Raw genomic sequence first — 25,886 nt, 5'->3', positions numbered from 1 at the left:
ATGAATTTAAGTCGCGATGATTGTTATGGTGATGGGAGTCTCCGGTTCGGGCAAAACTACTGTTGGCAAGTTGCTAGCGGAATCTCTCAATTGGGATTTTAGCGATGCCGACGATTTTCACCCGCCAGGAAACATAGAGAAAATGAGTCGGGGCATTCCTTTAGAAGATGGCGATCGCCTGCCTTGGTTGTTGCATTTGCAAGGTACAATAGACAGGTGGCTGTTAGAAAATAAAAATGTCGTGTTAGCTTGTTCTGCCCTAAAAACATCTTACCGCGAAATGCTCTTTCGAGACAAGCAGCGAATGAAAATAGTTTATCTCAAAGGTGATTTTGAGCTATTCGCACCCAGGCTAAAAACTCGCGAAAATCACTACATGAAAGTAGACTTGTTGTCAAGTCAATTCGCTACTCTCGAAGAACCTGAAAATGCAATTATTATAGATGCTTCGCAGCAGCTAGAGCTAATGCTACGCCAAATTAAAAACCATCTGATTTGCGCTTAATTGCCCACAATACAACAGGTTTGTAGTGAGGACTTTAGTCCTATCTTGTTTCAGGTTTGTAGTGAGGACTTTAGTCCTATCTTGTTTCAAGAGGACTAAAGTCCTCACTACGAACCTAAATCAAACAGGTTTGTAGTGAGGACTTTAGTCCTATCTTATTTGAAGAGGACTAAAGTCCTCACTACGAACCTAAATAAAACAGGTTTGTAGTGATGACTTTAGTCCTATCTTATTTGAAGAGGACTAAAGTCCTCACTACGAACCTATAGAGGTTTAGTTAGCTAATTTTTGTTGTACAAATACAAGAAAGCTTCTACTTCAGCCGCAGTTGGTTGTGCTGCAATTGCCCCAGGCTTCATTGTTGTCATCGCACCCATGGCGCTGGCATAGATTACAATGTTTTGGGCAATTTTTGGATCTGCTAAATTCTTAATTCCATACTTGCACAACTGCCGCACAAAACCAGCAACAAACCCATCGCCGGCACCTGTTGTATCCTCAACGTCTACTGCAAAGGCGGGGATTTTTCCTTCATTTTCCGATATACAATAGGAGCAACCTTTATCGCCCGCCGTCACCAAAACGCCTTCTACAGAATCGAGACGGTAGGTAATAGCTCCAGCGTCGCTAGTTCCAAACAACCAATCGGCTTCTTCGTGAGATAACTTGAGAAAATCTACTTTTTTTAATAGTTGTAAGATGGGCGCTTTTGCTTCGTCGGGATTTGGCCAAAATACCGGACGCCAATTGATGTCAACTATAATTTTAACGTCGTAACGTTCTGCTAGTTCGATCGCTCTTGCGATCGCCTCTCGACTTTCAGGATAAGCTAATTCTAAAGTGCCGAGCACTAAAAACTCCGCATTTTCAAACAGCGCTTCGGGTATTTGGGCAGCCTGGAAGCGGGTGTCGGCAAAATCCGCAGTATCCATCTTACCAAAACCGGCAAAAGATCGATCGCCCGCTTCATTTCGCAAGACATAAACTTGTCGCGTCGGCGCACTCGGATGGCGTTGCACTCCAGCGATATCAACCCCTGATTCTTGCAATACCTGTACCAGAGAATCCCCCAATTCATCCCCACCTACAGCACCGATAAATCCCACCGCCGTCCCCAATTTAGCTAGAGCACAGGCAACATTAGCAGGAGCACCACCAGCATATGCCGTCCAAGATTCTACCTCTTCTAGAGATACTCCTGGTTTGTCTGCTAAACAATCAAATAAAATTTCACCCAGACACAGAACGCGAGGATAAGTCATATTGATTTTAGATTTTAGATTTTAGATTTTAGATCTAAGAGCAGCAGTAAATAAGGCAATAATTATTTTTAACTCGTCCCAGAAAAATTGCCATCTATTTTTTAAGGGTTCCTCCCATAATATCAGACTTACTGATACCGACACTTACACCATCAACGTACAAGTCGCAGTGCAGGCTTATCAGCAGTAGTTTTACGTGCCAACTTCTGCGGGTTTTTGGGCCAGATGTTCGGATGCACCCAGGTAAAGCCAGCATCCGCCACCCCACGCGCCAGCGGTGTTGGTGCTGAGTTTGCAAGCAGCGATTCTGCAAGGGAGTTGGGGCTCCCCAAGGAGTGTCAACTTAAGTTCAAACCCATCCACAGACTGCTGCTTAACTATTAAATTTAGATCCGAACGAGCCAAGAGGGCGGGCACGCACCATCCACCGCCCCTACAAGGGGGGAACCGGAATCTTCTCAAAGTCCCCCTTCTTAAGGGGGATTTAGGGGGATCTAGGCTCGGCATATAAACGAGATTTATCAAGGGTTTTAGTCTTAAGTTGTCACTCCTTGGGCGCTCCCGTGCCCCAGCCAATTTAATTTTCTCTTCATATCTAGATCCCTCATCCTCTAGAATTGTATATAGGTAAATATGCACACATAGGAAAAATTTATGAACGGGAGCGTCTCTGGCACCCCTGTCACCCTGTCGGACAGAGAATTGCAAGTGGTAGAGTTAGTAGCGGCGGGATTGACCAATGAGAAAATTGCTGAGAAGTTAGAGATTAGCAAGCGTACTGTTGACAACCACATTAGCAATATCTTGAACAAGACGCCCGCTGACAATCGAGTTTCGCTGGTGCGCTGGGCTTTGCAGTGGGGGAAGGTATGTATGGAGAATATTAACTGCTGCCCTCTACCGGGGCCGATCGATAAAGAAGTATCTTAAATAGGGGTTATGGTTGGGGACAGGCAAAGAAATGATGCAAACGGCACAAGAAAAACAACTCCGCTATCAAATTCAATGCCCGGGATTGCCGCTGGCGGTGTATCGCGAAGTGGCAGCCCATTTGCGTCAAGTTGAAGGGGTGGAAACCGGTTTGATTCCGCAGCAGTCGCAGCGCTTTGATTACAGCGACAGCCAAGTTGGGGGTTTGTGGATAAAGTATCCTGATGGGTTCGATTTGGCCTGCCGCGAGCGGGTAGATCGCATTTTGGCTTATTATGGCGATCGCTACGGAGCTTGGGAATCATTAGTTATTAGTTAACCCTTCGATGATTCGGCGATTGAAATCGCTACTACACAAACGAAGTCCGCCTACGCGGACTAAGAAATAAAGACTGACTAAAAAAATGAGTGCAATTAAAACTTTACCGGGAACGCGGGATATTTTGCCCGCTGAGATTCAATATTGGCAAAATATAGAGGAAGTCGCTAGAACAATTTTGAGAAAAGCGGCTTATCGAGAAATTCGGACGCCAATTTTTGAACAAACATCTTTATTTGAACGCGGCATCGGGGAAGCTACCGATGTTGTGGGCAAAGAAATGTATACTTTTAAAGATAAGGGCGATCGATCGACTACTTTGCGCCCGGAAGGCACCGCGGGAGTTGTGCGAGCTTTTATTGAAAACAGTTTGTACGCCGCTGGTGACGTGCAGCGTCTGTGGTATACTGGGCCGATGTTTCGCTACGAACGCACCCAAGCAGGCAGACAGCGACAGTTCACTCAAATTGGGGTGGAAGTGTTGGGAAGTGCAGATCCCCGGGCAGATGTGGAGGTAATTGCGATCGCCTGTGATATCCTGCAAGCGATCGGCTTAAAAAATTTGCGCCTCGATATCAATTCTGTCGGAAACAAGCAAGACAGACAAAATTACCGACAAGCGTTGATTGATTATTTTACACCGTACAAAGATGAATTAGATGCGGATTCCCAAGACCGATTGACTCGCAATCCGCTGCGGATTTTGGACAGCAAAAATCAGCGCACTCAAGAAATTGTCAAAGGTGCGCCGAGTATTTTGGAATATTTGGGCGATGAATCGCGATCGCACTTCGAGCAAGTTCAACAAATGCTCACAAGTTTAGGAATTAGCTATCAGTTAAATCCAAGATTAGTGCGCGGTTTAGATTACTATACTTACACCGCTTTTGAAATTATCTCCGACGATTTGGGCGCGCAAGCCACAGTCTGCGGCGGGGGAAGATACGACGGTTTAGTCAAGGAATTGGGCGGCCCGGATACGGCGGCAGTCGGTTGGGCTATGGGCATGGAAAGGTTGATTATCCTGCTGCAAAAATTGCAACCTTTGCCCGTTCCCCAGTTGGATTTCTATTTGGTATCTAGGGGCGATAAAGCCGAACAACAATCAATATTGTTGGCTCAAAAATTGCGGAGTGCGGGCTTTAGTGTAGAGATAGATTTGAGCGGCAGTGCTTTTGGGAAACAGTTTAAAAGAGCTGACAGAAGTGGTGCAGTTGCGTGTTTGGTTTTGGGGGATGCGGAAGCTGAAAGCGAGACGGTACAATTGAAGTGGTTGGCGAGTGGCGAACAAAGTGCGATCGGCCAATCTGAACTGCTAGCGATGACAGATGAGCTAAAACAGAAGATAAAAGCTGCGTAGGGCGATCGAATCGAAAAGTAAACTCAATCAGGTTCGTAGTAAGGACTTTAGTCCTTTAATCAGGTTCGTAGTAAGGACTTTAGTCCTTCAATCTCTGAAGATAAGGACTAAAGTCCTTACTACGAACAATATTAACATTAATCCCAAAATCAAGAGATATAATTTAAGCATTAAAACATTTAACATCTGATAAACTATGACTGTAGCAACTAAAAACCCAAAAACCCAACTCACAATCACCTGGCCGCTACTACCAGAAGATTTCCAACTACCAGACGACCCCGTGGAAGACGAAAGCCAACCATTGTTAGCCGCAGCTTTACGCCAGCCCCTAACAGAATTTCCCGAATTAATCCAGGATGCTTTAATTGTTTCCAACTTTGCCCTTTGTGCCGGGATAAGTTTGCCGGAAGCAGCCACCGACGAACAGCGAACTATTTGCAAAGCGCCAGACTGGATGTACGTGAAACCCGTCAATCCCCAAAATGTCTCGCAAATCCGCCGCAGTTACACGCCACACACAGAAGGGACAATTCCCCAAATTGTGATGGAATTTCTCTCGGAAACCTACGGAGAAGAATACTCTGTTGAGTTTACATCGCGGGTAGGCAAGTGGTTTTTTTACGAACACGTAATCAAAGTTCCCACCTACGTTATATTTCGAGCAAAAACAGCTCATTTAGAAGTTCACGCCTTAGAATCAGAGCACTATAATCGACAAAAAGCCGATGAAAACGGACGTTATTGGATACCGGGATTAGACTTGTTTTTAGGGATGTGGGAAGGAACCCACGAAGGGAGAACAGGCTGTTGGTTGAGGTGGTGGAATGCAGCAGGCGAGTTATTGTTGTGGTCGGAGGAAAGACTAGAACAAGAACGTCAGCGGGCCGAACAAGAACGTCAGCGGGCCGATCGCGAAAAACTCCGTGCTGAAAGACTAGCAGAAAAATTGCGTCAAGCCGGGCTCGTATTAGATGACGAAGAGTGAAAATTTAAACGCGATCGAGTCTTAGTACCTTTTGCACAGCGCACCTGACGACTATTTGGTATAATCACACTCTGGTGTTGCGGGCATTGAGCCGGCTATTGTCCCACTGCGAACTAATATGTCACTCGAACGTCTCAAAGACATCACCTGGAAAGCAAAACCGCAACTGATATCATTGTTTTCCGGTTGCGGCGGTATGGATTTGCCATTTCACAAAGCTGGGTTTGATGTAGTTTGGGCGATCGACTCCAATCCATACGCCTGCAAAACTTTCAGCAAAAACATTGCCACTGTCATCATCAACGACAGCATAGAAAACATAGACATTGCACAAGTTCCCGAAGCCCAAATATGTATAGGAGGCTTCCCCTGTCAAGATTTCTCCCTCATTTGGAAGCGCCCCGGACTTGAAGGAACCAGAGGCAATTTATATACATACTTCCTCGATTTTGTCAACAAAAAAAAGCCCAAAGCTTTTGTCGCAGAAAATGTCAAAGGTTTATTAAGCGCCAATAATTATCAAGCAATCAAACAAATAATTTCCGACTTTGAAACTATCGCACCGGGTTATTTAGTCAAGCCCAAACTTTACAACTTTGCCGATTACGGAGTTCCGCAATTTCGACAAAGAGTATTATTAGTCGGCATTCGGATGGATACAGGATTTGATTTCGTGCATCCTCAAGCAGAATACGGGCCCAATCGCCAACATCCTTATCGCACAGCGGGCGAAGCACTCCAAGATGTCGAGCAAGTTGTGGAAAATAATGAAAAGCATCAAATTCGCGATCGCACCGTTGAAATTTTGAATCGAATCAAAGCCGGAGGAAATTTTTCAGATATTCCCAAAGACAGTCCCTACTATGTAAAAGGCATGATCAGCCACGTTTATCGGCGAATTCATCCTGACAAACCATCATCTACAATCATTGCGGGCGGAGGTGGCGGAACCTGGGGTTATCATTATCCAGAACCCCGTGCACTGACAAATCGGGAAAGGGCGAGACTGCAAACTTTTCCCGATGATTTTGTATTTGAAGGTTCAGTCACCGAAGTGCGGAGACAAATTGGGAATGCTGTACCGCCAGAGGGAATCGCTGCGGTTGTTCAGTCTCTAATTCCGCTATTTCAGGGCGATTATCCGAAAGTCGATTTATATAAAATGAGTGAAAAATTGCAGGCTATGTCAATTCAGGAGCGATTAAAACACGCAGAATTAGAGATATAGCGGTTCTCAAAAACGAGGTACGTTGTTGGGCTTTAGCCCTCTTATACTGATTATATATTAAGCAACATCCCATCAAAAACTCCATTTGAAACAATCTTAAATCCAAGCGATCGCTAATATCACGTCTGCTCTTCATCGGAATTATTCATTTCTCTCTCTTCTCTTCCTCTGCGTCCTCTGCGCCCTCTGTGGTTAAAACATTCCGATCCAACTAGAAACAACATAACTCAATGAGTAGAGCGTAAATGCAAAAAAACCATAGTACCTTGTAGATACTACGGTTTTTGATGACCTACCGATCGATCTTTCTATGCCAAAACTGGCACTGGTTGCGGCCAACGTTTCATGACTTTACCAATTACAGCCAATTCTTCCATCAACTTGTCGAACTGATCCGGTGTTAAAGATTGCGGCCCGTCAGACAAAGCTTTTTTGGGATTCGGGTGCACTTCTATCATCAGCGAATCTGTACCAGAGGCGATCGACGCAAACGCCATCGAAGGTACAAACTGCGCCCAACCAGTCCCGTGACTGGGGTCAACCATAACTGGTAAGTGAGTCAGGGTTCGCAGCACTGGAACCGCCGACAAATCCAGCGTATTCCGCGTATACTGCCTGTCATAGCCCCGAATTCCGCGCTCGCATAAAATCACGTTCGGATTGCCCGCAGCCATGATATACTCGGCTGCCATCAACCATTCTTCAATGGTGGCGGAAATGCCGCGCTTCAGCAAAATCGGTTTGTCTTGAGCTCCGACTTTCTTCAACAGCGAGAAATTCTGCATATTTCGGGCTCCGACTTGGATTACGTCGGCTACTTCTACGATCGCACTTAAGTCCGCCGCATCCATAACTTCCGTGATAATTCCCAAGCCGCTAGCTTCCCGCGCCGCCGCCAGCAGTCCCAAAGCACTCTCGCCGTGGCCTTGGAAAGCGTAGGGAGAAGTTCTCGGTTTGTAGGCTCCACCGCGCAAAAATTGAGCGCCAGCAGCTTTGACGCGCATTGCGGTCTCAATTATCATTTCTTCGTTTTCGACCGAGCAAGGGCCTGCTACAACTGCGATCGGGTGATTTAGACCGATCGTCACAGTTCCCAACGGAGTAGCCACTGGTACGGCGCTGGGTTCTCCTTGGCGGTATTCGAGAGAAGCGCGTTTGTAGGGTTTTTCCACCCGCAGCACTTCCTCAATCCAAGTGCTCATTTCGCGCAGTTGCATCGGTTCGAGCTCAACCGTGTCGCCCACCAAACCCATGACGGTTTTGTAACGTCCAACAATTTTTTCTGGTGTCAAACCCCAGCTAGTGCGGAGTTCTTCGTCTAGGCGATCGATCTCGGCTTCTGGAGTGCCGGCTTTCATTACAATAATCATATTTTTCTGTTGTGTTGCGCTAAGACACGCATTATGACACGGATGGAATCCGAAAATATAGATATAAGGGCGATCGGCTGGTTTGTCGTAAGGACTTTTTTTTACTAAGGGCGAGAGACTCAGAAACCGGGTTTCTGCGTAAAATCTCATGAAAATACGTCAATTCCCATAGAAACCCGGTTTCTCGGACTCAGCGCGAGAGACTCAGAAACCGGGTTTCTGCGTAAAATCTCGTGAAAATACGTCAATTCCCATAGAAACCCGGTTTCTTGGACTCAGCGCAGGGACTCAGAAACCGGGTTTCTGCGTAAAATCTCGTGAAGATGCGTCAATTCCCATAGAAACCCGGTTTCTCGGACTCAGCGCAGGGACTCAGAAACCGGGTTTCTGCGTAAAATCTCGTGAAGATGCGTCAATTCCCATAGAAACCCGGTTTCTCGGACTCAGCGCAGGGACTCAGAAACCGGGTTTCTGCGTAAAATCTCGTGAAGATGCGTCAATTCCCATAGAAACCCGGTTTCTTGGACTAAAATTTCTTGGACTAAGGTTTCAATCCCCTTGCGGGGAAAAGTGAATTGCGACTCCGACATCCACAAACAGCCAGTGCACAAAGTGGAGAGTTTCAATCCCCTTGCCGGGAAAAGTGAATTGCGACCACTGATAAAGCGCGAATTAGATATGTTCGCCCTGCAAGTTTTAATCCCCTTGCGGGGAAAAGTGAATTGCGACTCCATACATCAAAGCCTGCGCCCAAGCACGTCGGCAAATGTTTCAATCCCCTTGCGGGGAAAAGTGAATTGCGACTCATAGTACTTATATCAAAATAGGAGCTTGGCAAGATAATATAAGTTTCAATCCCCTTGCGGGGAAAAGTGAATTGCGACGGTGTAGATGCTTCTTCTGGAATTAACCCAACAACAGAGTTTTAATCCCCTTGCGGGGAAAAGTGAATTGCGACCAGCTATTAAAGCTCAAGGTTATGATATATCTAAGAGTTTCAATCCCCTTGCGGGGAAAAGTGAATTGCGACTGAAGATAACCCATACAACAGCAATGAATATGGTTTCAATCCCCTTGCGGGGAAAAGTGAATTGCGACTTAACCAAAATGGCAAACTTGTAATCGGATTATACCGAGTTTCAATCCCCTTGCGGGGAAAAGTGAATTGCGACATAAATAAGATAAGTATTATTCTTCAACTGGCTCATGTTTCAATCCCCTTGCGGGGAAAAGTGAATTGCGACAATCAGTATGTGTACCAGAATTATTCTGGACAAATCTTTGTTTCAATCCCCTTGCGGGGAAAAGTGAATTGCGACTTGAAAAATTGTGATGTCCCAAAGAGCCACTTTTTGGGTTTCAATCCCCTTGCGGGGAAAAGTGAATTGCGACTTGCGATATCGATCGGAGAAGGACCCGGCACGCGGGATGTTGTTTCAATCCCCTTGCGGGGAAAAGTGAATTGCGACAATACTTCAACGGAAGAGTTAAATCAAAGATTAACGGTTTCAATCCCCTTGCGGGGAAAAGTGAATTGCGACTGTGGTAGATCACTTATAACTAATATGGGTACCTTCCTCTTGTTTCAATCCCCTTGCGGGGAAAAGTGAATTGCGACTTAACATCTACTAACTTAGTTACATCTATAGGTTTGTCCTTGTTTCAATCCCCTTGCGGGGAAAAGTGAATTGCGACTGACCACAACAATCGCCAACTGCCTGCAAGATCTCAAGTTTCAATCCCCTTGCGGGGAAAAGTGAATTGCGACGCTCTTTATATCTGCAGATGTCAACCAAAAAAATAGTTTCAATCCCCTTGCGGGGAAAAGTGAATTGCGACTCACCCTAGTCTCCCTTTAGTTACATTTATTCTTCCTCAAGTTTCAATCCCCTTGCGGGGAAAAGTGAATTGCGACCCCTAGCTGTGAAAGCCTTACCCAGTAAAGGCTCCAGAACCCGTTTCCGACCGATACGATTTTTTGATTTATCTACGCCTAAAACTAAGTCTCAAACATAGCTGAAATCCTTACTGGATAAGGGAACGACCGATCCAACGAGATAATCAATGTTTTAGCCATTTGGCGTATCGGTCGGATCGCTCAATGATCGAACTGCTAAAACACTACTTTAATCTATTCAATTGTCTAGGTACTGATGCCTTTGATTTGCGTAGTAACTAACACAGCAATTTTGTATTTGCTTGTGTAGATTTACAACTGTAATCTAGCAATGAAGGCATATTAAGGTAAATTTCTCTGGTTGTCAAGTGTTAAAAAAAATACTTTCAGACAACGACCGAACTCGATGGCTGAGTCACCGGCGGGCCAGATCCCCAAGTTTCTACCTGCGCCACAGCCCGCGCCGACAAAGCATAAAAACGGATATTATCTTCGTCGGAAGAAAGCTATTAGATATTTCCTAAAAAGGCTTTCAAGAACAGGCAAGATGCCTGTTCCACAAGAATTATGCCAGATGCCTAATAACTACTGACTAACTTTTAGATTTCGCATCGCGCCATGCTTGTCGCATCCGTCCAAAATTAGTATTAAATTCTTCCCACCCCAGAGTGCTTCCTGAAGCTTCTTCATCCCAGGAAGCCGAGAGGACTCCGTAGCTTAATCCCAGTACGCCTAGACCAAAACAGCCCATGCTTACCAACAATACTGCTGTGTTGGGCAAGTCAAACCAGCCTTTGCTGACTATCAAATAACTGACAAAAAATGTAGAAATTCCCAGGAGTGTCGGGGCGCCGCAGAATACCGCGATGCGGGAGATCATGCGTTTGCTGACTGCTTCTGGGATGGATTGCGCCTGGGGGCCAGTTTTTTTGGTGGCTTTGGGCTGTTTGTCTGGTTTTGGTTCTTCTGTGACTGGGTTTGCTTCGGCTTCTGGGGGCTTTTTAGCGGTTTTTTTCCGATTTGAGGCGGGTTCAAAGGGTAAGCGCTGGCTGGGTGGTTCGGAGGACATATTTTTTGTTTAACCTGAAATCTCGAACAATAATTCAATAAATCTTGGCGAGGGTTTACGCAACTCTGATGGTTAATCAACGGTTTGAAACGGATTTGTTATCAGTGCGTAAATCCTGCTGGCGTTTGTCCAAGATTCTTGAATATTGTCGCAAATTTTCGCTTTGCTGTTTAGCCGCGAATGCCGAGACGGGCAATTAATGCTTTGTAACGATCGACATTTTCCTTTTGCAGGTATGCCAGCAGGCGCTTGCGGCGGCTGATCATCATCATCAAACCGCGCCGGGAGGCGAAGTCTTTTTGGTTGATTTTCAGGTGGGCGCTGAGTTTGCTGATGCGATCGCTCAACATGGCGATTTGGACATCTGCTGAGCCTGTATCGGTTTCATGGGTTTGAAAGTCGCCCATGATTTCTTGTTTGCGCTGTTGTGTAAGAGCCATGAATTGAGTTTAGTTTTTTTTGTACGATTGTCACAATCCCATATAGTATCACAGCGGAACGGTGAAGGAGCAAATTTTCGCCACGCATGGGTTTGTTTTTTGAGCTGAATAGACTTGAATTGCAAGCCCTACTTAGGACGGGCGGGACGCCCATCCCACAATTTTTTTCCTGTGGGCGCAAACATACTTAGGACGGGCGGGACGCCCATCCCACAATTTTTTTCCTGTGGGATGGGCGTCCCGCCCGTCCTGGGTGTTTATTCCCGGTTGCTGGATTTGGTAAAGATTATCGGCTTAAATAGGCGATCGCCTCACGAATCCAATCATCCGCATTAGCTTTGTTTGACAAGTTGCTGTCTTGACTGAGGGTTTGCAGCGCTTGCAAGACTTCCGCCGCAGTGTACCCCATCGCCAGCAAAATCATCTCGACTTCTTCTTGAATAGCTGCGGGGACTCCAGCGGCGACGGAAGTTGTCAAACCTGCTTCCTGTCTCCATTCCGAGAGTTTGCTTTTGAGTTCCAGGGCGAGGCGTTCGGCGGTTTTTGTGCCCACGCCGGGGGTTTTGGCGAGAATGCGGGTGTTACCGCCGACGATCGCCTGAACTAAATCTTGCATTCCTAAAGTGTCGAGAAGTGCGATCGCCAGTTGTGCACCCACACCGCTAACACTCGTCAACTGCCGAAACAAATCGCGTTCGGCCGTGCTGCCAAAACCGTACAATACGATTTGGTCTTCCTTAACTTGCTGGTGGGTAAAGATTTGGGCGACTTCGCCGGATGCTGGTAATTGGCCAGTCACGCGCGGCAAAATTTGGATGTCATAGCCAATTCCACTAACTTCGAGAGTCAGGATAACGCGGTTGCTGCCTTTGGCGATATTGGCGACTGTGCCTTTGAGATAGCTAATCATAAAATTAATAATAATACACCGCTACTGGCTTTCATCAAAATCAGCAATGATGCTAACAAGCTCCGATTCATTCGACATCGATGCCCTCCCACAGTTCAGAGATTGGTCGAGTTTGTCCAGTTTTAGCTTCTTGCAACGCTCTTTTGAGACTGGCTTTTACTTCTTCCACTGGAGTATCGTCGGCGTCTTCTTCAGTTTCATCTGTAGGTTCCGAAAGAAGGACGATGACTCGCACCGGGCCCGGAGTATCTAGCGTTAAAGGTCGATCGAGCAATAATTGACCTTTTTCGTCGATCGTTCCTGTGACTTCAAAGGCTTTCATTTATTTTCCTTGATTTTTTTGACTTATACCGATTTTTTATGAGGCCCCGTAGAATTCCGATCCCCCCTAGCCCCCCTTGACAAGGGGGGAACAAGATTCTTCTCAAAGTCCCCCTTCTTAAGGGGGATTTAGGGGGATCGAGATCTGTGCAACTTCACATTAAATTGGTATTAATACAATTATATAACGCTTCCAGAGCAATTTTGTTATTTTTCAATTCAAAATCAGATGCTGTTTAACCAAAGACAAATCCGTCTTCCCAAAATTCACAACCAAAGCCACATTTAAATTTTCCAATGATTTTATAAACCACATAATTTCATCAGAAGCTTTACCTTCATAGTGATTGAACAAAATAGAAAATCGCTTTTCCAACTCAGGTTTAACTTTGCCAGAAAGCAGTAATATTTTCAGCAGCAAACCCATTGTCCGGCTGGGGCCGAGGTTGTATACTAAGTCGTAAAAAATGTAGTGGTTGGGATGTTGGGAATTTTCCACTACTAAAAAGTTGAATAACTGGTTGCAAGTCCGAGCTAACAATATATTATTTAATTTCCCCGAGTCGTTTTCTGGAAATGTATTTTTGATGTACTTGTACAACTTGTCATTAAATTGACGACCACCATATTCTGGCTCTACAGATGATATAAGATATTCATATAAATCCACTTTAAATGAGCTGTAGGATGGAGTTTTCCTGGCATCTCTCAAAAAAAATTGAGCCGATTCTTTGTAACTGCGATCGTCTGTTATTTTTCCAGCAAATTCCCTAACAGCCAAGTGCAATTCCGCATCGTTCAAAAGTGTGGGATTTGGCGTCGGCTGTACAATTCCTATTTCTGTATTTCTCGGCTCAACCAAATAATTTAAATATTGAGACAAGTTTTTTTCAAATTGTCGCTGTCTTTGAATTTCTAGCTTTTTGATGGTTTGCTGGTCTTCTTCAACGCTGTCCTTGCTCAGCAAAGAATGCCCGTACAAATAAGGATAGCGACAAATCAATTCGCCCAAAGGAGCATGACTATCTTGTTTCTGCGGTTGTGGCTCTTGTTCTACTGCTTTTACTAAGCGCTCTAGGGTCTGAAATTCTGCACTTTTAGTAAAGAATTCTATTTGTTCTTGCAAGCGCTTGACTATGTAAAATTCCATCCCGAATCGGGGAGAAGTCTGTTTAAATAAAGCTACTAAATTTGCAATACTCAATTTGTGCTGTGAGTGCAATTGCCAGCGGTTGATCGGGATGTAACAGCAGCGGTGGATGATATATTTAAACTCCCGCTCCGATCGCTTGACGGAGATGATATTGTACAAAGTTGCTTCTATTTCGCGATCGGGGTAGCCCATACCGTCGATAAATAGTTTGCGGAACCGCTCGATTATCTGTGCGGGGGATTCTCGTTCCACGCAGGAGACGATGTGATCGTACAATATCTGTTCGTTGCTGCCCGATAGAAAAGTATCTTCCGGCGGGGTGAGAATTTTCTCTGCACCGATATCTGGGCTGCTTTGTACGACTTGTGCGACAGCGACTGTCGGTTTTTTCTGAAAAGTTTCGGGATTCAAGAACCAATAGTGTTCTTGGCTTAATTGTTTGTTTGCCGCCCAATCCAAAGCTGACTGTAAAGCTTCTCCCGTCAATAACTGCGAGCTATCTTCGCGATCCGAAGCCAGCCATGCTGCCAATGCCTCGCGGTACGGAGCCAGATTTCCCAGTTCTTTTTCCACCCAGAACTGATTGAAAACAGATTGATAAATTAGGTTAGAAACTATTAATTTGCCATGAGATTTAACCACCAATCCTGACAGTTGCAATTCGATTTGTTCGGGAGAATAATCGACAGCAACTCCTGGCACTTCTTCCGGTTTTTTGGGATCGGGCGGTTGCAAAATTTTCTGGTACAGTGTTAACAGCTTGGTGAGATCGCAGCGGCTGTAGAAAATGCGATCGCGAATTGCTGTCAAATGTGGGGGTTCGTCCCAGTCTTCCCAATTTTTAATAATTCTGTGTTTGAGCAGTTGTTCCACCTGCTCGGCTTCGCAATTTCTGCCAATAAAAGACCCGTATTCAAGCACCAATTGGCACAGTCTTTGAGTCAGAAAAGGTTGACCGTCCGTCCAAGTAAATATTTCTTGGAGCACTTTTTGGGGGCGAAAAGCTTTGAGTGCCAATCCTTTTGCTAGTGGCGCACTTTCGTCCAGTTGCAATCGACTTAAATGAATTGGTCGTCCAATATTAAAAGGGTTGCAGCTTGGATCTCGGATCAATTGTGACGGGGCTGCTACTCCGAAAACCGCAAAATTCAGGCGATCGTACTCTGGTTGCTCTGCCCGCTTGGAATAACAACGTCGAATCAAGGCAAAAAAATCGCTGGTACTGAAATTGAGGATGTTGGTGGTGTCAATGTCATCTATCAAAATGACTAAATTTTGCCGCAGAGACTTGAGCAAAACTTTTTCGATAAATATTTCCAATCGCTGCACGGGGGGTAGCACTTCGCGATCGTTCCACCACTTGAGGGCATCAAACCTATTTGTGAGGCGCAAGCTGCTGGCGATGCGGTGCACGATCGCACCATACCACTTTTCCAGGGAAATTTCTGGGCTGCTAATGCTTCTCAAGTTGACGGCGGCAAAAGCTGTACCTTCTGCTTGCAACCTTTTGGCCGTTTGCACTAGCAGGCTGGACTTTCCCATTTGTGGCGAACTCAGCACGTAGCAGAATTGTCCGGCTTTGAGTCCTTGGTAGAGTTCGCTGTCTGCCGATCGCCTGACATAGGTGGGCGCACCGGCAGGCAAATATCCTCCGACTTGATATTGGTTGGTTGAGTGGACTTCTGCTGTCATCTGCGAATTCATCAAGATGCTGGGCCCCTATGCTGTGCGATCGAAAAGTTACAAATTGCAATTATTGCCAGCTTATACTATTTCAGATTTGAGACTGGCCAATGACTTATTCAATAAGGGTTGGGAGTTTACCTACAGTTGCGTTCTTTTTTTGAACTGGTATTACTGTGGTTGAAAATTTTCTGAACTCTTTCTCTATTGTCTACTAAGGTTTACGAACTCACCCTTATCTTTCTCAATCTTTACCGTATCTTTGCAACCAACCAATCATTTACCCTCAATCATGCCAGAAGGGCGATCGTACCCCGACACTTTTTTGTTTGTACTCGTTGACATCCTCGTCTGAATTTTTACTCAATCGGATTGAAAACGGCTAAACGCCATTGGGTTCACATTTTTTTACAATCATACTTTAAAATTCACCGGATGGTATGATGTTATTAGGGAAACTCATAACCGCAGCGCCTTTAAGGTTCTGCCTAAGGTTCTGCCTAAGGTTCTGCCTAAGGTTCTGCCTAAGGTTCTGCCTTCGGGGCTGGCTACCGAATGCCGTCCTGTCAAAGCGCTGGAATGGCTGCTACCAATAAAAAACCCCAGCGTTTGGCTGAGGACTGCTTGAGTGGGAGATATCGTTAATCTGCGTTTTTTTTAGTTGACTTAGATTGCATGGAATTCCATGCCGCTGACACTTCCCCGGCTTTCGCGTGGGGGAATTTTTAAGGACAAACTTTTGGGGATAAATCCACAAAAAGTTTAATTCTTAAAAGCGCTGTCAGTGCGCTGCTAGCCACTGGCTCAACGATTAAAGTTAAGTTTGTGGCTAATTGTAGTAGAAGATGCGCCCTGATGAATTAACTACCCGATAGATGAGCACCCTGATGGCATAACTCCCTGATGGATCGACGCCCTGATGGCCTTAGCCCCACTACCCAAAAAAATCTGGTTGGTGGATGATCGTGGACATAAGTAACACGTCACTTCCGGCGTTTCCGATCGCAAGCGGGTGTGCCTGTCTGTATTGATTATGGCAGGCAGATTTATCAGAAGACAAGTGGGCTATTGCATCAACCCACTTCTGACAGATCGGGTTAGCCAAAGGGTGTCTATCTACGTTAAATCAGGGTCATCGAACATGAAAAACAGCATCTTAGTATTAGCAGTAATTGCCTCCGGTGGCATCAGCTTATTCCATACAAGCAGGGCCAGCGCTTTTGCGATCGTCCCACAATCTTCATCAACCAGCAGTTTGACTGCGGGGGAGAGTCGTCCCGACATTAACTACACTGGAACGAATGAAGATGGAGAGCAAGAAGAGGTAAAGACAGGCAAAGGCCGGAAATAATTAGCCCTCTGGGTGGTTCGCCGGCGCTGCGGTTGTGATTGCGATCGTGTTTGTGGTGTATTTGTTGTCGCCACCACCTTGGCTCAAGGGTGTGAAAACTCTCTCCCAATATCAGTCTACCTAATCCGAGGAGTTGAAGTCTCAACGAAGTGAATGGGAAAATAAACAGGTAAGGCGAGTCTGTCGGTGGAGTTTCCCCGCCTAGGAACTTCCTTACCTTCTGATGTTCGGGATTCGGATCTGGCACAATCGTATTTCATCTCGTAAAAACCCAATGGAAAATACTCTCGAAACTACCCGCAGACAGCGCGTATTGACAAGAACCCAGGAACGGCGTCAGGCAACACCCAAAGAAAAACAGTTAATTCACCTGCTGGCCAATATGGCTTGCAGTTTGATTAACTATGACTACAAACACTCAGCGGGGAAGGAAACCCTCGCGCCTTCGGAACGCAAGCGTTTAGCGGAATGGCACTACCTGCGAGTTCAGCAAATTCGCCGGATCGAACGCTCGTTGGAACCCGTAGCGACGCTCAAGCGCGTCTACTACAAGAGCATTCTCAGTCCGAGGGATCTGAAGTCTTTGAAACTTCTGTGGCTTGAGGATGACAAAAACCGCGTCAAACGGGTCGATCCTGACTTGGATGACATCCTGAGCGAAGCTTTGGATCGGGGAGATACTTTGAAACAGCTATTTCACTCGATCGAGTCCAAGGAACGGATCTTTGCGGAAACTCCTCGCCCAGGCGTTGTACCGCTGTGGGTGAAAGAGTGGGAAGACTCGGAATATGACATCAACTTTTTTCCGCCTTCGTTCTCTGCATGGGTTTCCATCGTGGACGACTAGGTTCAAAAATAACTCTTTATACATGGGAGCGATCGCAAAAATCTCAGCGTAAAGCTATTTGCGATCGTTCCCATTGACGGGGAAAGTGCGATCGGCACGGGGTTAGCTCGTCGTGCAGCGCACAACCATTGGAGTACAGATAAGTAAATCGGAGTCAGTACCATTGTACAATGGGGGGGAAAAACCAGGGCTTCAGCTAATTGCTGATAGCTGATAGCTGATAGCTGATAGTTCCCATGACTGACTCGATTTCTACTTCTCCCTTAGACTCGGCCGCCGATACAGCCGAACTCCGCTCACAGTTGAGGTCGGGTTCAGAGAAAACTCAACTGCAACTGCTGCAACAACACATAGCAGATGCGGGCTGGGACGTATTGATGGAATTTTTATTAGAGCGCAAGTCGGAGGAACCGACAGCGGTAATGGGTAAGGCTTACCAAATTCTTTATAGTGCGGATTCTGCCAGAGCGAGGGAGTTTTTGCAGGCGAATTTTCCGACTGGAGTTGTGCCGCTGCGATCGGACTCTAACATTGACTACACTCCGCTGCAACAATTATTGGCATTACAGGAATTTCAAGAAGCCGATCTATTGACTTTAAACAAACTTTGTGGGTTAGCGGGCGAGACAGCTTCGGCAAGAAAGTGGCTGTATTTTACAGAAGTTGAAAGTTTGCCTGTGGCAGATTTACAAACAATTAATACGCTGTGGAAAGTTCATTCCGAAGGCAAATTTGGCTTTTCGGTACAGCGGGAAATTTGGCTGAGTTCGGGCAAGAATTGGGATAAGTTGTGGCCGCTAATTGGCTGGAAGAAGGGGAATAATTGGACGCGGTACCCGCAAGAGTTTATTTGGGATTTGAGCGCGCCGAGGGGTCATTTGCCGCTGTCGAATCAGTTGCGGGGAGTGCAGCCATTTGCGGCTTTAATGGCTCATCCGGCTTGGGTGAAGTGAAGTAAGACGGCGGTTGAAACCGCGTCTACACAAACAAAGATCGGACGGCGGTTGAAACCGCGTCTACACAAACAATGTCCGCCTCCGCGGACTCAAGAGAATAATGTAAACGTAATTTTCACCGCCTATTCTTCAACCCGCGGAGGCGGGTTTTGTTTGTATAGCCGCGGTTTCAACCGCCGGGTCTTTTTTTTAGAAATATTGGGAAATTTTGTATAATTGATATTTGAATTAATGAGCGAGAGGGCTGGGAGTCATGGTAGGAATCGGAACCAAACTGACTTTAGAAGAATTTCTAGCTTTACCAGACGGAGACGTATATTATGAGTTTGTAGATGGTGAAGCAGTTCCTAAAGTGTCTCCAAAATTTTTTCATTCCAGTTTACAGGGAGCTTTATGTCGCCTGATTCGTGTATGGTGTAAAAGTCGCGGGCGAGTTCTTCCAGAATGGGCAATTTTGTTAAAGCGTCATGGTAAAGATTGGGTACCTGTTCCTGATTTAACATACATTTCTTATGAACGTTTACCGAAAAATTGGCGGCGGAATGAAGCTTGTCCTGCAATTCCTGAATTGGTAATTGAGATTATCTCACCGGATCGGACGATGCAGGAATTTGAAGAGAAGGCGAAAGATTATTTGGCGGCGGGTGTGACGCGAGTTTGGGTAGTAGATCCAGAGGCTATTTTAATTAGAAGCTTTTTTTCCGATGGATCGAATCAAATTTATACGGATAATACATTAATTGTAGATGAGTTGCTGCCCGGTTTGGAGTTGACAACTCGACAGATTTTTGAAGAAGCAGAGTTGATTGATTAAGTGCAATGCAAGATATCCGTCGTAGGGTGCGTGACAGCGGGAAAACTTTAACTCGCGGCGGTGGGACTATGGATTGTCACGCACCGCACGCAGCCAAAGCATTCAATAACACTACAGTTACCGGAAACGAGATCGGTTACACTTCGAGGCGGATTTTGACTGTTGTCCCAAAAGCTTTTCTGAAGGCTGATTCAACATCGGGAAGTTTTTGATTTGCCATTAGCAAAAGTGGTGTTGATGAAACTTTAATCCAGGCTTCGCCATCATTGAGAGCAATCAGTTTTCCGTGCTGTAGCATCAGTTCTTTAGTGCTGCGCGGCGATATGTGAAGCAGCACAGTTTTCCATGTCACACCTAGCATACTTTGAATTCCTTCTTCCATTTGTTTGAGGGGGTCGTTTTTTTTAGGTAAAACGCCTGGTAGTTCGAGTTGTGTTGCGTAAGCCTGATTTTTCAAGGTCATAGTTCTTTCACTCATCTAGCGTTGGTGATTAGGTGTGGGACAAGTAAGTTAGTTAATTTTTGGCTGCCCACATCTTCAGAATGCCTGATGCGTCTAGGTTTCACCGCTTGACTTTTGACTGACTTTTGACTCACTTCTGCTACTGCTGCAAAAATCAGTCAAAATTGAAGCTAATAGGAGCTAGTTAGAGGGTAAGCATGGCTAGTATCAGAGCATCGAAAGAAGGACTGGAAAGATTTGAGCAGGCAAGAAACAAGAAGGGCTGGAATCAAAATGCTGATACTTTGCTTACTAACAGTGGTGTTTCACGCTCAACCGTGCAGAGGTTGAAAAGCGGGCAGGCAATTCGGCAAGAAAACTTTGTTGCACTTTTCAAGGCTGTAGGGATTGATGACTGGGAAGCGCAGGTTGACAATAACGTATTGCCACAAACAAAGGCGATTCCCGACTTTTCACAAGATGACTCTTTCTCGTTAGGTGGTGAGGAACCGAAAGTCGCAAACCCAGACATTTGTGTCGATACAGAATGGAAAGTTGGTTCTGCTGGAGATGCTTCAGAGGATAACCCCGATGTCTTGGTGCAAATGGTGCGATCGCATCCCTATCACAAGGCTAAAATTCAAGCTCTGTGCGGACAATTACTCGTTTTAGATGTTGAACACCCAGTTGCAATAGATAATATTTACATTGATATTAACGTTCTAGAAAAGCTTCCCAGCAATAGACATTCAGAGCGTTTAGATTTTAAACATTTCAATAAATTTGATCGTCTTGGCTTAGGTAGAGTAGAACAAGAATTAGTAGCGGGAATAGAAGTTGCAGCAAATAACTTGAAGCTAATGGTGCTGGGAGAACCAGGGTCAGGGAAAACCACGTTTTTGAAGTATTTAGCAATTCAGTGCAACCAAGATAAGTTTGAATCTCAACTTATACCAATTTTCATAGAGTTAAAATATTTTGCTATAACTGCCAGGAGAAATTCGGGCAATTTCAGCCTTTTAAATTACATTGTAGACGATTTCTTGTTGAACTGTAATGTTTGGGAAAAGCAGATTGATACCTTACTTTTGAATGGCAAAGCTTTTATTTTGCTAGATGGCTTAGATGAAGTAGATGCTGAGAATGTTGATGCAGTTTTGGCTGAAACATATTATTTTTTACAGCGATATTTTAGAAATAAGTTTGTTATCAGTTGTAGAATTGAGTCTCAACGTGCCAATCGGCTATTTAGTTTAAATTTTACTTGTGTTAAAGTGGCAGATTTTAGGGGCGAGCAAATAGAAGGATTCGCTAACAAGTGGTTTATAGCAGTTGCCCGAAACTCTAGAGAGCAGGGTTTAAGACAAGCTGCTCAGTTTATTGAGAAATTACATCTTTCAGAAAATCAATCAATTCTAGAACTAGCAGGCACACCTATCTTACTCAATTTAGCCTGCTTAGTTTTCCAAGAGAAAACTAATTTTCCTTCTAGCCGAGCTAAGCTTTATGAAGAAGGATTAGATATTCTACTTTTCCGATGGGATAAAGCCAAGAATATTAAACGGGATGAAGTTTACCGAAAGTTGTCTGTGCGTAACAAAAAACAACTGCTGAGTCAAGTAGCAGCGGTTGCATTTGATCTAGACGATCAAATTAAAGTTTTTGATCGAGATATAATAGAACAAATCATCATCGACTCTATTAGTAAGTTAACTGATAAAAACAACGCTCCGCTGCAAGTGCAGTTAGATAGTGAAGCAGTGCTGAATTCTATTGAAGAAGATGGACTACTGGTGGAACGCGCAAAAAAAATTTACTCTTTTTCTCATCTCACATTTCAGGAGTATTTTACGGCTTGGAGATTTGCTAATAATTTAGAGCCAGAGTTTTTAGAAACATTAGTCATCCATATTAATGAAGAGCGCTGGCGAGAAGTGTTTTTATTGACGGTGGAAATGTTACCATCATCTGACAAATTAATGGGACTAATGAAAGAACAAGTGGATAAACTTATACCGAATGATAAAAAGTTGCATCGTTTTTTTACATGGTTAAAGCAAAAATCTTTGTCAGTTAAAAATCAAGACAAAGTTGCCTTGAAACTAGCTACCATTCGGAGTTTTTATTTTGCTAGTGAATTAGACCGCTTTTCTAATAAAATGCGAGAACTTGAACCCCGTATTTTTGAATGTGCTTATGCTCTGGAGCCAACTGCTTCTTTTAGAAGTAATAATGCTCTTGATATCGATAGCGCAGTTTATTATTTTGTAGTTTATTCAGGTAAACCTCTAATTATCAGTTGTTTAACGCTTTTTGATACATGGTTAAATACTGATTTCAACAATTGGTTATATCGATTAAAAATAGAAACAATTATGTATCGCAACATAGGACATAATTGGGAATTTAGCCAAGAATGTAAAAGTCAATTACGGCAGTATTATGATGCCAATAAGTTATTAGTTGATTGTCTGAATAGTTGTCGTAATATTAGTCCCACAATGAGAGCGCATATCGAAGAGACTTTTTTATTACCCATTGAGCGAGCAAACCCGAAATTTTCCTAAATAAAAATGATAGATATCGCCCTTTCTTAAGGTAAAAGAACGCGACGAATCTTCGTAGTAAACGGTGCAATAACTGCTATTCAAATTATCCACTTATCTGTTTTTTTTAAATGGCTGTTTTAACCTTGTTGTAAAATAGATTTTTACCTGGTATAGATTAACTTGAATTGGCAGCTACCTATATTATAGCCTTCCTCAAAAAGATGAGATATGACTGACAGCTTATATAACCATTTAAACTAAGAGGGCTGAAGCCCAACAACGTACTTCATCTTTCTGAGAACCGCTATATACACCCTACCTGATGTGACACAGTAGCATAAGTCCAAATCAAATCAGCTAAATTTCCCGTGCCATCCATACCAAAAATCCCAAAATTTGATCGACTGGAGGAAGTGGATAATCAATCAAGTCAATTGTCACTGTTTGCTCTTCGAGTTTGAGGAATCGCCACTGAGTGCCATTGCTTACTACACCATAAATTATGGGAATGGGCTTTTTCTTGGCCTCATTAAATTTTTGTGCGGCCACCATTTCAGCAATACATTGCCCGAATCCTGTTCTGATGTCAGATTTCTTTGCTTCCACAATGATAACTGCCGGTGCTTCAATTTCTAAAATTTCTTCGGAACGGCTAAAGAGAAAATCACACACGCCGTTCAATCCTATTGATTCGTCTACTGTGAAGTCTTCTCCTGAAAATAAGCTGACTCGCCGCTGTAAAATTCGTCTCGCTTCTAACAAGACAGGATAAATAATTCCTTCAGAACGAGCTTTTTCGCTTGCAGATGAGGCTAACGGTAGGCTTTCTTCCAAAAAAGCAATCAATGTTTGGGAGGGGGAAATTGGGTCAATGTTAGGCAAAAAACGAACTGATTCTATAGTGGTTAGATTAAATGCTTCTTTGACTTTACCGATCGTGGTGAAAGAACTATAGGGCATAGGGATTAACAGTAGGAATTCAATTGCTAAGTATATTTAAAATGAGATGTTACACCAATATCAATAAGGGGTTTTTGGGTGGGTGGGGCGGGTTTATTTAACCTGTCTGTATTCTTTAAGGCTGTTGGTGAACCCGCCCCTACAGCTACTTGAGAATTGTGCAATATCTGAGTTTAAATTCACAGAGATTCATTCAGTTGTTTCATATCACTTTTCGGCTCCACTTGCTTCTGCAAACTAATTTTGTCGCCTACTTCATACCCGGAATTAAAACCGACTTCGCTGCTGATTTGAGCACCGGCTCGGGTTTTGACTTTAACTCCTTGGCTTTCTAAATAATCTGCGATCGCCTGTTCGTTCTTTTCAAACATCGATCGCACTACAATAGCAGGAGTAGCCGCCGTATCAGCCGATCCCGGAATCCCTGACTCCTCCATCTCGCGCTTTTGCTCCAGCAGCCTTTGCCGCAACCTTGTGGCGCATCCCACCCGAAAAGCGTTCAGATACGCCAGTCCCCGGCCGCTTCCTTTGCGATATTTCGCCCGTTTCTCGATCGCAGAACTCAAATATTCATACAGGTGCTTGCAAACAATCAGATTTGTAGAGCTTCCCACCAAAAACATACTACCACTATAGTTGTTCCGCATACCTGTACAACCGTTAGCTTCGGCAATTCCCGAAAACAGGATCATTTTCCAAGTGACAAATTTGGATGTTGTCTCAACTCCGCTTTGATCTATCTCTTCTTGGTGATTGGGGCCTAAATCGGCGAGGCTGAGGTTGTACTGCGCCAGTAAAACGGAAGCTTTTGCTGCCGCAGCAGTTGATTCGTTTTCGTTGGATGAGGTGGCAAGGGCTAACAGCTTTTTGATTTTTTCGACAATGCTTGTGTCTACCATTTTTTGATGGGTTTTGGGGTGAGAGTACGCGGTGCTAAGGTTTTGGGGATGTTTCTATTTTACTAGAATGTTGGAATGTGCGATCGTATTTTTAGAAATATTTAATTGATATAATAGGTTTTTTTTACCGCAGAGGGCGCAGAGGACACAGAGAGAGAGAAAAGAGTCAAGTTATTTTTATTTTAACTCTTGTGGGGCTTCTAGCCTACCCTAAGAGTTGATTCTCAATGAGTGTTGGAATGTGCGATCGTATTTTTAGAAATATTTAATTGATATAATAGGTTTTTTTTACCGCAGAGGGCACAGAGGACACAGAGAGAGAAAGAAAAGAGTAAAGTTATTTTTATTTTAACTTTTTACTATTCGAGGACTTCTAGGACTGATTTGGGCTGCAATTTATCTTTAAACCACACAATTTTTGCAGGAACTTCTTTGATATTAACCCCAGCTTTTTCCAGATTCAGACGTTCGGAAATGGCTAAAATCAAGTTGTCGCATCCAGATTTCTGTACTTGAGCAAATTTCTTTTGCAAATACTCGGGCCGCCAGTAGCCGACTATTTCTAATATAAATACTCGTCCGTCGGGATGTACTAACCGAAAGTCGGGAATCATCACGCTTCCGGGAATCGGAATTAAGTCTACTTCTCGTTCGAGTTTCCACTCGGTTTTTAATCCATTCCACCGATCGGCAAATGCTGCTTCTAACATACTATCATAGGGTTTTCCTGGGGGATAGTGGCTGACTAAACCGCAGTCGGAATTTAGGGTGAATTTACCTGTTTTTATTACGCCACTAAAAGTATCTTTGGTTTGCAGGGTTGAGTGCATACTCCACTTGGTGACGTGTAGGAGTGCGGGCAGCATTTTGGCGAGGGCTAAGCCGTAGCGGGTGCTGGGTTTGAATAAGCTTGTGGGGCCGTCGATTGTGAGGGTAAATCCGTGGTCTGCATCGCCTTCGATGTAGGTCATTAATTGAAATAATTTTAAATAGCGAAACAGGAGTTTGTATTCTCCTGGATCGTTGCGGTGGGCGGTTAGTTGAACTTGACTTGCTCGGTAAAATATGCCTTGAACTTGGGAAAGATTGTATCTGTGAAGTAAGTTTTCGGGTGTTGGTGCGTCAAATTCGGTGAGGATTTTGTTTTCGTTTAAATCGGCGTATAAACCTGTTTTGATTTCATCGGGCAAAACTTCTCTGTTTAAGTCTTGGCTGAGCTCTGTGGCTACTGTTTCGAGGGTTATTTGGGTGGATTGCGGGCTGGGAGTCGATCGCGCTGACAAGGCAAATACGCGCTGTCTCAACTCCAATGGTTCTAAGGGGCTAACGACTTCCAAGGTGCAGAAACCGCTTTTGAGGAGGTGCGCTAATCCCCGTTTTAGCCGATAGTCGGGGCTGTCGCCTTCTAATTCTAGCAAGCGTCCGTCTAGTTCGCCTTGGGTTTTGCCGATCGACTCCTGGAAGCAGTTGATAGTTTCGGTTGCTGATTCTAAGTTTTTGGCATCTATCTTGAGGCGTAAGGGAATGATTGATTCGCCGTTTTGGCGGTGGCTTAGTAAGTCTGTTGGTAACATTTGACAGTTGACAGTTGACAGTTGACAGTTGACAGTTGATCGAAGGAAGAAGGAAGAAG

23 protein-coding genes and 1 CRISPR repeat array are annotated in these 25,886 nt (G+C 44.5%); of the genes, 11 read left to right on the top strand and 12 right to left on the bottom strand.

Translation table 11 applies throughout. From position 1 onward, the window contains the following. Positions 1-16: 16 nt before the first annotated feature. Positions 17-505, top strand: coding sequence for a gluconokinase (locus QZ938_RS14870; protein ID WP_293340198.1), 489 nt, complete (start codon positions 17-19; stop codon positions 503-505). Positions 506-786: 281 nt separating this feature from the next. Here QZ938_RS14870 and QZ938_RS14865 read toward each other — a convergent pair whose 3' ends face one another. Together QZ938_RS14865 and QZ938_RS14860 are read right to left on the bottom strand one after the other, a co-directional pair. Further along, positions 787-1,767 (bottom strand): carbohydrate kinase, encoded by a 981-nt coding sequence (locus tag QZ938_RS14865; RefSeq protein ID WP_293350403.1) that lies wholly within the window; start codon positions 1,765-1,767, stop codon positions 787-789. A gap of 94 nt (positions 1,768-1,861) precedes the next feature. Further along, entirely contained in the window at positions 1,862-2,065 is a 204-nt protein-coding gene (locus QZ938_RS14860; RefSeq protein WP_293149479.1) for a hypothetical protein, read from the bottom strand. A 356-nt stretch (positions 2,066-2,421) separates the two neighbouring features. Here QZ938_RS14860 and QZ938_RS14855 point away from each other — a divergent pair, with 356 nt between their 5' ends. From QZ938_RS14855 to QZ938_RS14835, 5 genes are all read left to right on the top strand, one after another. After that, complete coding sequence (locus QZ938_RS14855; RefSeq protein ID WP_293149481.1) at positions 2,422-2,697, top strand: helix-turn-helix transcriptional regulator; 276 nt, start codon at positions 2,422-2,424, stop codon at positions 2,695-2,697. A 34-nt stretch (positions 2,698-2,731) separates the two neighbouring features. Continuing rightward, on the top strand, positions 2,732-3,016 hold the full coding sequence (locus tag QZ938_RS14850; protein WP_293149507.1) for a hypothetical protein: 285 nt from the start codon (positions 2,732-2,734) through the stop codon (positions 3,014-3,016). Between the two features lie 85 nt (positions 3,017-3,101). Next, positions 3,102-4,376 (top strand): histidine--tRNA ligase, encoded by a 1,275-nt coding sequence (hisS, locus tag QZ938_RS14845; protein WP_293350405.1) that lies wholly within the window; start codon positions 3,102-3,104, stop codon positions 4,374-4,376. Between the two features lie 196 nt (positions 4,377-4,572). After that, positions 4,573-5,364 (top strand): Uma2 family endonuclease, encoded by a 792-nt coding sequence (locus QZ938_RS14840; RefSeq protein ID WP_293350407.1) that lies wholly within the window; start codon positions 4,573-4,575, stop codon positions 5,362-5,364. 118 nt (positions 5,365-5,482) lie between these two features. After that, a complete protein-coding gene (locus QZ938_RS14835; protein ID WP_293350409.1) occupies positions 5,483-6,592 on the top strand; it encodes a DNA cytosine methyltransferase in 1,110 nt (369 codons plus the stop codon). A 308-nt stretch (positions 6,593-6,900) separates the two neighbouring features. Here the strand turns inward: QZ938_RS14835 and aroF are convergent, their stop codons facing one another. The 6 genes from aroF to QZ938_RS14805 all read right to left on the bottom strand — a co-directional run bounded on the left by aroF (position 6,901) and on the right by QZ938_RS14805 (position 15,444). Beyond that, entirely contained in the window at positions 6,901-7,962 is a 1,062-nt protein-coding gene (aroF, locus tag QZ938_RS14830; RefSeq protein WP_293350611.1) for a 3-deoxy-7-phosphoheptulonate synthase, read from the bottom strand. 546 nt (positions 7,963-8,508) lie between these two features. Beyond that, positions 8,509-9,877: direct repeats of the CRISPR family, unit length 36 nt; unit sequence GTTTCAATCCCCTTGCGGGGAAAAGTGAATTGCGAC. A 574-nt stretch (positions 9,878-10,451) separates the two neighbouring features. Then, positions 10,452-10,928, bottom strand: a complete 477-nt coding sequence (locus tag QZ938_RS14825) for a PAM68 family protein (RefSeq protein WP_293350411.1) — start codon at positions 10,926-10,928, stop codon at positions 10,452-10,454. 170 nt (positions 10,929-11,098) lie between these two features. Further along, positions 11,099-11,368, bottom strand: a complete 270-nt coding sequence (rpsO, locus tag QZ938_RS14820) for a 30S ribosomal protein S15 (protein ID WP_293134126.1) — start codon at positions 11,366-11,368, stop codon at positions 11,099-11,101. A gap of 286 nt (positions 11,369-11,654) precedes the next feature. Next, the gene (gene ruvA, locus QZ938_RS14815; protein ID WP_293149493.1) at positions 11,655-12,278 is read right to left on the bottom strand and encodes a Holliday junction branch migration protein RuvA; all 624 of its coding nucleotides are present in this window, start codon (positions 12,276-12,278) and stop codon (positions 11,655-11,657) included. A 67-nt stretch (positions 12,279-12,345) separates the two neighbouring features. Next, on the bottom strand, positions 12,346-12,600 hold the full coding sequence (locus tag QZ938_RS14810) for a hypothetical protein (RefSeq protein WP_293149495.1): 255 nt from the start codon (positions 12,598-12,600) through the stop codon (positions 12,346-12,348). 213 nt (positions 12,601-12,813) lie between these two features. Beyond that, positions 12,814-15,444, bottom strand: a complete 2,631-nt coding sequence (locus tag QZ938_RS14805; protein WP_293350413.1) for an AAA-like domain-containing protein — start codon at positions 15,442-15,444, stop codon at positions 12,814-12,816. A 1,132-nt stretch (positions 15,445-16,576) separates the two neighbouring features. On the opposite strand from QZ938_RS14805, the gene QZ938_RS14800 reads away from it, so the two are divergent. The 4 genes from QZ938_RS14800 to QZ938_RS14785 all read left to right on the top strand — a co-directional run bounded on the left by QZ938_RS14800 (position 16,577) and on the right by QZ938_RS14785 (position 19,403). Continuing rightward, the gene (locus tag QZ938_RS14800; protein WP_293157090.1) at positions 16,577-16,786 is read left to right on the top strand and encodes a hypothetical protein; all 210 of its coding nucleotides are present in this window, start codon (positions 16,577-16,579) and stop codon (positions 16,784-16,786) included. 274 nt (positions 16,787-17,060) lie between these two features. After that, the gene (locus QZ938_RS14795) at positions 17,061-17,633 is read left to right on the top strand and encodes a hypothetical protein (protein ID WP_293157087.1); all 573 of its coding nucleotides are present in this window, start codon (positions 17,061-17,063) and stop codon (positions 17,631-17,633) included. A 236-nt stretch (positions 17,634-17,869) separates the two neighbouring features. Further along, the gene (locus QZ938_RS14790) at positions 17,870-18,586 is read left to right on the top strand and encodes a GUN4 domain-containing protein (protein WP_293350416.1); all 717 of its coding nucleotides are present in this window, start codon (positions 17,870-17,872) and stop codon (positions 18,584-18,586) included. 256 nt (positions 18,587-18,842) lie between these two features. Then, positions 18,843-19,403, top strand: coding sequence for a Uma2 family endonuclease (locus QZ938_RS14785; RefSeq protein WP_293350419.1), 561 nt, complete (start codon positions 18,843-18,845; stop codon positions 19,401-19,403). A gap of 136 nt (positions 19,404-19,539) precedes the next feature. Here QZ938_RS14785 and QZ938_RS14780 read toward each other — a convergent pair whose 3' ends face one another. After that, positions 19,540-19,881, bottom strand: a complete 342-nt coding sequence (locus tag QZ938_RS14780) for a hypothetical protein (protein ID WP_293350422.1) — start codon at positions 19,879-19,881, stop codon at positions 19,540-19,542. A 182-nt stretch (positions 19,882-20,063) separates the two neighbouring features. Here QZ938_RS14780 and QZ938_RS14775 point away from each other — a divergent pair, with 182 nt between their 5' ends. Next, positions 20,064-22,412, top strand: a complete 2,349-nt coding sequence (locus tag QZ938_RS14775) for an NACHT domain-containing protein (protein WP_293350425.1) — start codon at positions 20,064-20,066, stop codon at positions 22,410-22,412. Between the two features lie 339 nt (positions 22,413-22,751). On the opposite strand, the gene QZ938_RS14770 is transcribed toward QZ938_RS14775, so the two are convergent. The 3 genes from QZ938_RS14770 to QZ938_RS14760 all read right to left on the bottom strand — a co-directional run bounded on the left by QZ938_RS14770 (position 22,752) and on the right by QZ938_RS14760 (position 25,827). Next, entirely contained in the window at positions 22,752-23,354 is a 603-nt protein-coding gene (locus QZ938_RS14770) for a hypothetical protein (protein ID WP_293350428.1), read from the bottom strand. A gap of 179 nt (positions 23,355-23,533) precedes the next feature. Continuing rightward, positions 23,534-24,253 carry a DUF2786 domain-containing protein gene (locus tag QZ938_RS14765; protein WP_293350431.1) on the bottom strand — a complete coding sequence of 240 codons (720 nt, stop codon included), beginning with the start codon at positions 24,251-24,253 and terminating at the stop codon, positions 23,534-23,536. A gap of 359 nt (positions 24,254-24,612) precedes the next feature. After that, the gene (locus QZ938_RS14760) at positions 24,613-25,827 is read right to left on the bottom strand and encodes a DUF790 family protein (RefSeq protein ID WP_293350434.1); all 1,215 of its coding nucleotides are present in this window, start codon (positions 25,825-25,827) and stop codon (positions 24,613-24,615) included. Positions 25,828-25,886: the final 59 nt, after the last annotated feature.

It is taken from the genome of Microcoleus sp. CAWBG27 (genome assembly GCF_020883145.1).
Classification (GTDB): domain Bacteria; phylum Cyanobacteriota; class Cyanobacteriia; order Cyanobacteriales; family Microcoleaceae; genus Microcoleus.
Note: the sequence above shows the minus strand (reverse complement) of the source record. Positions and strands in the feature narration are given on the sequence as shown.

Excerpts from the sequence above, each read along its gene's own strand:
- hisS (WP_293350405.1), top strand. The coding sequence starts at position 3,102 with ATGAGTGCAATTAAAACTTTACCGGGAACGCGGGATATTTTGCCCGCT.
- QZ938_RS14855 (WP_293149481.1), top strand. The coding sequence starts at position 2,422 with ATGAACGGGAGCGTCTCTGGCACCCCTGTCACCCTGTCGGACAGAGAA.
- QZ938_RS14850 (WP_293149507.1), top strand. The coding sequence starts at position 2,732 with ATGCAAACGGCACAAGAAAAACAACTCCGCTATCAAATTCAATGCCCG.
- rpsO (WP_293134126.1), bottom strand. The coding sequence starts at position 11,368 with ATGGCTCTTACACAACAGCGCAAACAAGAAATCATGGGCGACTTTCAA.
- QZ938_RS14765 (WP_293350431.1), bottom strand. The coding sequence starts at position 24,253 with ATGGTAGACACAAGCATTGTCGAAAAAATCAAAAAGCTGTTAGCCCTT.
- ruvA (WP_293149493.1), bottom strand. The coding sequence starts at position 12,278 with ATGATTAGCTATCTCAAAGGCACAGTCGCCAATATCGCCAAAGGCAGC.
- QZ938_RS14785 (WP_293350419.1), top strand. The coding sequence starts at position 18,843 with ATGGTAGGAATCGGAACCAAACTGACTTTAGAAGAATTTCTAGCTTTA.
- QZ938_RS14795 (WP_293157087.1), top strand. The coding sequence starts at position 17,061 with ATGGAAAATACTCTCGAAACTACCCGCAGACAGCGCGTATTGACAAGA.
- QZ938_RS14760 (WP_293350434.1), bottom strand. The coding sequence starts at position 25,827 with ATGTTACCAACAGACTTACTAAGCCACCGCCAAAACGGCGAATCAATC.
- QZ938_RS14835 (WP_293350409.1), top strand. The coding sequence starts at position 5,483 with ATGTCACTCGAACGTCTCAAAGACATCACCTGGAAAGCAAAACCGCAA.
- QZ938_RS14865 (WP_293350403.1), bottom strand. The coding sequence starts at position 1,767 with ATGACTTATCCTCGCGTTCTGTGTCTGGGTGAAATTTTATTTGATTGT.
- QZ938_RS14770 (WP_293350428.1), bottom strand. The coding sequence starts at position 23,354 with ATGCCCTATAGTTCTTTCACCACGATCGGTAAAGTCAAAGAAGCATTT.
- QZ938_RS14775 (WP_293350425.1), top strand. The coding sequence starts at position 20,064 with ATGGCTAGTATCAGAGCATCGAAAGAAGGACTGGAAAGATTTGAGCAG.
- QZ938_RS14800 (WP_293157090.1), top strand. The coding sequence starts at position 16,577 with ATGAAAAACAGCATCTTAGTATTAGCAGTAATTGCCTCCGGTGGCATC.
- aroF (WP_293350611.1), bottom strand. The coding sequence starts at position 7,962 with ATGATTATTGTAATGAAAGCCGGCACTCCAGAAGCCGAGATCGATCGC.
- QZ938_RS14780 (WP_293350422.1), bottom strand. The coding sequence starts at position 19,881 with ATGAGTGAAAGAACTATGACCTTGAAAAATCAGGCTTACGCAACACAA.
- QZ938_RS14790 (WP_293350416.1), top strand. The coding sequence starts at position 17,870 with ATGACTGACTCGATTTCTACTTCTCCCTTAGACTCGGCCGCCGATACA.
- QZ938_RS14825 (WP_293350411.1), bottom strand. The coding sequence starts at position 10,928 with ATGTCCTCCGAACCACCCAGCCAGCGCTTACCCTTTGAACCCGCCTCA.
- QZ938_RS14805 (WP_293350413.1), bottom strand. The coding sequence starts at position 15,444 with ATGACAGCAGAAGTCCACTCAACCAACCAATATCAAGTCGGAGGATAT.
- QZ938_RS14810 (WP_293149495.1), bottom strand. The coding sequence starts at position 12,600 with ATGAAAGCCTTTGAAGTCACAGGAACGATCGACGAAAAAGGTCAATTA.
- QZ938_RS14840 (WP_293350407.1), top strand. The coding sequence starts at position 4,573 with ATGACTGTAGCAACTAAAAACCCAAAAACCCAACTCACAATCACCTGG.
- QZ938_RS14870 (WP_293340198.1), top strand. The coding sequence starts at position 17 with ATGATTGTTATGGTGATGGGAGTCTCCGGTTCGGGCAAAACTACTGTT.